6 protein-coding genes are annotated in these 6836 nt (G+C 52.1%); 2 read left to right on the top strand and 4 right to left on the bottom strand.

The window, feature by feature from the left end; all coding sequences use genetic code 11:
- The coding region (locus KKF06_04610; GenBank protein ID MBU1617045.1) for a DNRLRE domain-containing protein at positions 1–1076 on the bottom strand (1076 nt) is incomplete at its 3' end.
- Positions 1077–1114: 38 nt separating this feature from the next.
- Entirely contained in the window at positions 1115–1762 is a 648-nt protein-coding gene (locus tag KKF06_04605; protein ID MBU1617044.1) for a 3'-5' exonuclease, read from the bottom strand.
- A gap of 66 nt (positions 1763–1828) precedes the next feature.
- Here KKF06_04605 and KKF06_04600 point away from each other — a divergent pair, with 66 nt between their 5' ends.
- Positions 1829–2626 carry a hypothetical protein gene (locus KKF06_04600; GenBank protein ID MBU1617043.1) on the top strand — a complete coding sequence of 266 codons (798 nt, stop codon included), beginning with the start codon at positions 1829–1831 and terminating at the stop codon, positions 2624–2626.
- On the opposite strand, the gene KKF06_04595 is transcribed toward KKF06_04600, so the two are convergent.
- Entirely contained in the window at positions 2623–4755 is a 2133-nt protein-coding gene (locus tag KKF06_04595; protein ID MBU1617042.1) for an ATP-dependent helicase, read from the bottom strand. The two genes, KKF06_04600 and KKF06_04595, sit on opposite strands and share 4 nt — an antisense overlap.
- 79 nt (positions 4756–4834) lie before the next feature.
- Here KKF06_04595 and KKF06_04590 point away from each other — a divergent pair, with 79 nt between their 5' ends.
- Positions 4835–6142 carry a branched-chain amino acid aminotransferase gene (locus KKF06_04590; protein ID MBU1617041.1) on the top strand — a complete coding sequence of 436 codons (1308 nt, stop codon included), beginning with the start codon at positions 4835–4837 and terminating at the stop codon, positions 6140–6142.
- Positions 6143–6166: 24 nt separating this feature from the next.
- Here the strand turns inward: KKF06_04590 and nadC are convergent.
- Positions 6167–6836, bottom strand: a 670-nt coding sequence (gene nadC, locus KKF06_04585; GenBank protein ID MBU1617040.1) for a carboxylating nicotinate-nucleotide diphosphorylase, incomplete at its 5' end; no start/stop codon positions are given.

Below are 6836 nucleotides of genomic sequence, written 5' to 3'. Positions count from 1 at the left end.
CCGTTTTCCTTGCTCAAGATCACAACCATCCCATTTTCCGCCCCGTCTTGTTTCACTACTAATCCATAGTTGGCCGCTGGGGTAGTGTACCAGCTTTTAGCGGCCGTCAAAAGATCTGTGTCACTGATATTATTGTAATCACCGGCAGTAAAATTACCGGAAACAATAAAGCCCCCTGCCGTCGGCCTTGTTCCCCAGGTTGTTGCCCCGGTAAAGGCGCCGGCTAAATTATATATTTGGAAGGTTGGGGTTGCGGCCGAAGTCGGGTAAAGCTTTAGCGTCGCTTCCTGAATTGTTATATTGCTGGGGAGTGAAGCAAGCGAATATTTAAAGTATGCCTCATACTGCGTTCCCGGAGGGGCCAGGTTCCCAGCTTTTACCGAAGTTGCTCCCTCAAAAGAAGTGGTCGTGGCCGACGAATCAACGTAGGTGTCGGTCTCAACAGTAATATCGACCGAATAACCGCTGGCGGTAACATCAGCGTAGCCGACAACTTCTCCAGAAGTACAGTTGACCTTTGCCGTCCCCTGGCTGGTTATTTCCAGGGTCGCGGTTGTTCCGTTGGCCGTTAAGGTCCCGATCGAGTCTCCCGACAAGCTCCATCTGGGAGAGATCGCGACAGCCTCTCCCGAGCTGTTCTGCCCGGATGCGGAAAAGAGTTGCGTGGTGTTCACCCTCAACGTTGCCGTCAACGGCGAAACAGCGATCGAAGCCAGGCTCCCGCTTTCGCCGGTCGCGGTAATGGTTATGTTTGCTGAAACAGTTTTTCCGCCGTAAGAGGCGGTAATAGTTTCGGTTCCGGCGGCTGTGGCTTTAAATATCGCTGTATACGCAACTGAGCTAACCGTTCCCAGGCTATTGGCCAAACTCCAGGTCGCGACCACGATCGCCGTTGACCCGTCAGAATAATTTGCGGTTGCGGCAAAGTTAATGCTCCCGCCAACGGCAAGAGAAGCGCTAGTCGGAGAAATGGACAAACTGGACAGGTCGCCAGTCGTTGCTTCTTCCGGCAGATCGCCGCAGCCGGCAATTATCAATATTCCCGCGAGCAATATAGTAAGCAGACCGGTTTTCATCTCTATTATGATAGCATTTCCCAGCTAATTTTGCTTGGTCAGATCCGCCAATACTTCTCGGCTTCCGTGATGGTCTTTATTCCCTTTTTCTCCAGCAGTTCAACCAGCCTTAACCAGATCGCGCCGGTGATCTCCACATCCGCCCCCGCTCGATGCAGGATCGGCGTAGGGATACGGAAATATTCGGCAACTTTCGACAATTTATACGAATATAAACCGGGAATAAGCTTTCGGGCAAGCTTTAACGTGCAGATAAGCGGGTTCCCAAGTCGCGGCTTAAACAAGGTTTGCGCGTGATGGTTGATAAAAGGGATGTCAAATTCTACATTGTGAACTACTAAAGGATCTCCACCCACGAACTTAAAAAACGCATCAAGAGCCGCTTTTTTTTCGACGCCGCCATCATGCATTTCCTGGTTGATCCCGGTCAGGTTGACGATCAAATCGGGAAGCAGCTGGTGGGTATTGATCAATACGTTCAAGCTCTCGCCGACCTTGCCGTGTTCCAGCCTGGCCGCCGCGATTTCAATGATCTCGCTCGTCTTATACTCCAGCCCGGTCGTTTCAATGTCTACAACACAACAGCGCTGGTCGGCCAAGCTGACCGGTTTTTCTTTGGCATGCCGAAGAAACGGATACTTTTCCGCCAGTGTGTCATATTCGCTGGGATTCGGATGCTTTTCCATTGTTTGCTATTATACTATTTTATTGGGATTTGACACCCGCTTGTTTTTCTTTTATCCTAATCGTTAATGAAGAAGATGTTTTCCGTTCTCCTGCTTTTAACCTTGTTTGTTCCGGCTGCATTGGCCGCGGTTTCTCTTCCCCCTTTGGTCAAACAACCCGAACCGCTCCCCTTAAAAGCTAAGCAAGCCAGGCTAAATTATTTACGTCGGGAGATCAAGCGTCTCTCCATCCAGGTGCGCCGGGTCAGCCGGAGCAAGCGACAGCCTATCGTTGATAAAATGAACACATATCAAAATGAGATCGATGATTTGCTCCGGGTGGCTCCCCCTCCCCCGATCGCCCCGGCGCTTGGAGCCGCTCCAGCCGAGGAAGCGCCGCCACCCCCTTCCCCCCCCAGGATCGAGGCGCTCAAAAAGCTCCGGAGAGAGGTCTTTATGCCGCGCAACCCGCAGCTTGGGATTTCGTCGGGCCTGATAGCCGGGATCCCTGCGGCCAGGATTGACGCGACCTTTTTTGAACCATACAATATTTCCTCCTCCAGCGGTCGTCTTTTTGCCGCTTACGCCTCTGGCCTTGACAGTGAAAACTCCATGCGTAAAAACCTTTTTGTTGGCTTTGACGGGATCTATCGTTTAAACCAGCCATATGAACCCGGCTGGCATTATTATGTCGGCGGGGGAGCAAATTTCACCCTCCTGACAACAGGAAGAACATTAGGCTCGCTGGGCGGGGATTTGTTTGTTGGGGCCGAGGTCGGTCTTTGGGATGGCTCCCTATTTCTTGAGGCGGGGCTTGGGCTTATTCGGTCCGGTTTTGGCCCGCGCCATAGCGGGGCTTCTATCCTGCTGGGCTTCCGCGGCTAGCCCCCCATTAACTCGTTGATATCTATCGCCTCAAAATTATCTCTTTTATCCTTTTGAACCTTAACCTCCCGATAATCACTCAGGTCAATTATCTGCCCTGTTTCGTTCTTTTCTTCCCAGCCGCTCCCCGGCCAGCTGCTTTTCTTCTCTTCTTCCACCGTCCATTTTTCATAATAGTTTTCCGGGATCTCTTCAAGGAAGCGCGACTCCTTAAGCAGGACCTCCCCTTCATAGCCGGAATAAACTAATGGATAAGTTAGGTAAAGCTCATCTTTGGCCCTGGTCACTGCCACGTAAAACAAGCGACGCTCTTCTTCCATCTCCTCTTCCTTATTAAAAGAAAGGTAGGATGGAAAGCGCCCATCCGCCAGCCAAACCACAAACACGATCCTCCATTCCAACCCCTTGGCCTGATGGACCGAAGAAAGGACACACGCCTCTTTTTCAACCTCCCCGCCATCAACGATCGTTTCCGATTCGATGCCGGAGACGAGCGCCAGTGAACTTAAAAGGTCTTCCAAAGATTTGAATTGGGTAGCGTAGCTCCCCATCTGCTCCAGGTCTTCCAGCCGCTCGCGGAAGTTCGCGTATTGACCCTTGATATATTCCGCGTAATTTGAGCTGGCAATTATCTTGATCATCTCCGCGGGGGAATCGATTTTGTCCTGCAGGTCCCGCAGGGTCTGCTGAAATATTCTAAAATCCCGCTGGGCAGCCGCCGGGACTAGCGAAACAGCCTCGTCCGCGGTGATCGCCGCAACCGCGTCGATCGTCTGGCTGATGTGATTAAAAACTTTTTCCGCGGTCCGGGGCCCAACCTTGGGGAGAAGCTTCAGTATCCTGGTCCAGGAAATCTCATCCTTCGGGTTGTGGAAGATCTTTAAAAAAGCCAGGACATCCTTGATGTGCGCTTCTTCAAAAAAGCGGATCCCGGAACGGACCTCAAACGGGATCCCCCGCTTGGTCAGCTCCATCTGGATCTCCATCGACTGGTAATGCGATCGATAGAGGACCGCCATTTCATTTAGCGAGTTTCCTTCGTCACGGAGCTCCAGCATCCGTTGGGCAATGAACGAGGCCTGCGAGAAAACATTGACCAGGGGGACAACCACCGGCTTCTGCCCGGCCGGCCGATTTGCCTTAAGCCGCTTGTCAAACTTTTCTTTGGCCAGGCTGATCGAGGCGTTGGCGATCATCAGGATCTCCGGAGTTGACCGGTGGTTGACCTCCAGCTTATATACCGCGGCATCCGGATACACTTTAGGAAAGTTAATGATGTTCTTAAAGTGGGCCCCCCGAAAGCTATAGATCGATTGGCTGTCATCACCCACCACCATTATATTGCGATGCTCTCTGGCCATAATATCCATGATCTTGGCCTGAAGATGGTTGGTGTCCTGGTATTCGTCTACCAATAAATGAAGGAACTTGCCGGAATACCTTTTGGCGACATCTTCGTGTTCGGCCAGCAGCTTCCACCAGTTAAAAAGCAGATCGTCAAAGTCCATCAGGTTGCTTTTTCTTTTATGCTGATTGTATGTTTTATAAACCGACTCGATCTCTTCAGTCTGCGGCTCGAACTGCGCGTAATTATAAGCAATGACATCGGCGATCTGGCGGCCGGTATTGACCGCCAGGCCAAACAAGCCGGCCAGGTTGTCCCCTTTTGGAAAGCGCTTCGCCTTCGTGTCAATACCGCAATCGGCAACACAATTGTCGATCAGGTCTTTGGCGTCCGCCCTATCCAAAATGGTAAAGTTTGATTCATAACCGATCAGTTTGGCATGACGGCGTAAAAGCATGTTCCCGACATGGTGAAATGTGCCGCCGCAAAGGTCCCTGATATCGGTCTTCAACAATGACTCTGCCCTGGCCACCATCTCTCTGGCTGCTTTATTGGTAAAAGTGACCAGCATGATCCGGTCGAGAGGGATCCCTGATTCAACCAGGTAGGCGACCCGGTAGGTTATGGTCCTGGTTTTGCCCGAACCGGCCCCGGCAATAACCAGCATCGGACCGCCAGGCGCGGTGACGATCGGGAGCTGTTCCGCGGTCAGCTCTTTCTGGTAATCGATCTGGTAGTTCCTGGCCGCGCCAAAATAATTTTTTAATACATACTTGTGTTCCATAGGAAGTGGCATTATAACAAATCATCTGAAATTTCCCAAGTTGCTGACGGATAACCATCTGGAGGAAAATCATATGTCAATGGTTGTAGTTAAACGGGTCACGGTTAACGGATGTCAAGTCCGGGCCTTGCCAAGATCGATCGACTTTCGTAATAAAAATATGACCGGCGTCCGCTGCGAAACAAACCGGGGCGAGGTCAGCCTCCGTCTTAGGGATTTTGACGGCGTCCCCTTACAGCCATCGCTTGACCCGGGGGCATTCAGCCAGACTTTTGTTTGCGGCCCTGTCCTGGAGAGGGCCGAAAAAGTGATCTCGAGCGTGCCGGAAATCCGGTCGCGGCTTTTTCCAATGCCGTCGGCAAACATTGATTTTGCCAATCTCCCATTCGGGCTCAACGCCTCCGACGTGATGTTTGTCTCTCAAATAAAAAGGGGTGATGATTGGCGCTCCGTCCCGATCAATCGTTCTCTTTTCCCCTTTCAGGGCCTCTCTTTGAGCCCGGCGGCGCAGGTCATTCATTACGGCCAAACCGGATTTGAAGGCGGGAAGGCTTATCGGTCATCCAAGGGAAGGATCGTCTCCTTTCGGTTGGAAGAGAACGCCAAAAGACACGCCAGGACCTCCGCCAGGATCGCGCTAACGCCAATCCCGGCTGATTATTATCTGGAAGCAATTAAAGCGACTGTCTTAGCTAACGAACAACTCCTCGCCCCTCCGGGATTGGGAGCGGCGTTATATCTTAGGCCGACCCACTTTGGCAGCGGCCCGCAATTGGGAGTCGCCCCGGCTCCGGTTGAAACGTTCATGGTTTTTGTCAGCCCGGTCGGCCCATATTTTAAAGGAGGGTTTACCGGCAAACCCATGTTGGTTGAAGATCTCTATCGGCGATCCGCCCCCGGCCTAATGGGGGACGTTAAGGTCGGAGGGAATTACGCCGGAAGCCTCCTCCCCGGCACAACGGCCAAAGCGAATGATTTTGCTGAAGTCATTTACCTTGACGCAATGACCGGCAAAAATGTTGAAGAGGTTGGAGCGGCCAACGCTTTCTTTGTCGTCAATGGCGTATTATACACGCCAAAGCTGACCGGGACGATCCTCCCCGGCATTACCCGCGATAGCATCATCACCCTGGCCAGGGATATGGGAATTAAAGTGGTAGACGACCGACCATTGCCGCTTAAGTTCGCGCTCAAGGCGGATGAGGCATTCTGCACCGGCACCGCGGCCGTGGTTACCCCTGTCGGCTCAATTACCAAAGGGGGGAAGAAAACCACATTTAATAATGGAGAAGCTGGCCCGCTAACTAGAACCCTATATGAAACCCTGGTAGGCATTCAAGAAGAAAGGATCTCAGATCCTTATGGCTGGGTATACTTCATCGGCTAAAGCGTTCCACGTGGAACTATTAGGCTAATCTATCTTGAGGTTGATGTCCAGGGCTTTGGCCGAATGTGTGAGGGCACCGACGGAGATGAAATCAACGCCTGCCCTGGCTATCCTTCGAATATTTAACAGGTTTATGCCGCCTGATGCTTCGGTCTCGATTCGCGCCTGTTTGCATAGCGCAACCGCTTTCTTCAGGTCAGCCAGTTTCATGTTGTCCAACAATATCCTGTCCGCCCCGGCTTCTATGGCCCCCCTAACTTCCGATAGCGACCCGGCCTCAACCTCGACCTTCCTTTTCCCATAGAATATCCTGGCGGCATCGACCGCTTTTTCAATGGTCTTGGCTATTTTCAGGTGATTGTCTTTGATCAATATCGCGTCATATAGGCCAAAGCGGTGGTTTTCACCGCCGCCAAGTTTAACCGCCTGCTTTTCCAGGGAACGCCACCCGGGGATTGTCTTTCTGGTATCTAAAAGTCTTGCCTTTGTCCCCTTAAGCCTGGCGCGATATTCACCGGTTAGCGTCGCGATGCCGGAAAGGCGCTGAATAAAGTTTAAAGCGGTCCGCTCACCGGTTAATATTCCCCTGGCCGGACCTTTCAGCGTCGCGATCACCGTCCCTTTCTTGGCCCTGGACCCCTCTCTGACCCTGCTCGTCACCCTGATCCTTCTGTCAATTTGCCGAAATACCTCT

It is taken from the genome of Candidatus Margulisiibacteriota bacterium (assembly GCA_018822365.1).
Taxonomy (GTDB): domain Bacteria; phylum Margulisbacteria; class WOR-1; order O2-12-FULL-45-9; family XYB2-FULL-48-7; genus XYB2-FULL-45-9.
The sequence above is the reverse complement of the archived record's forward strand: the minus strand, read 5'-3'. Positions and strand labels throughout refer to the sequence as shown.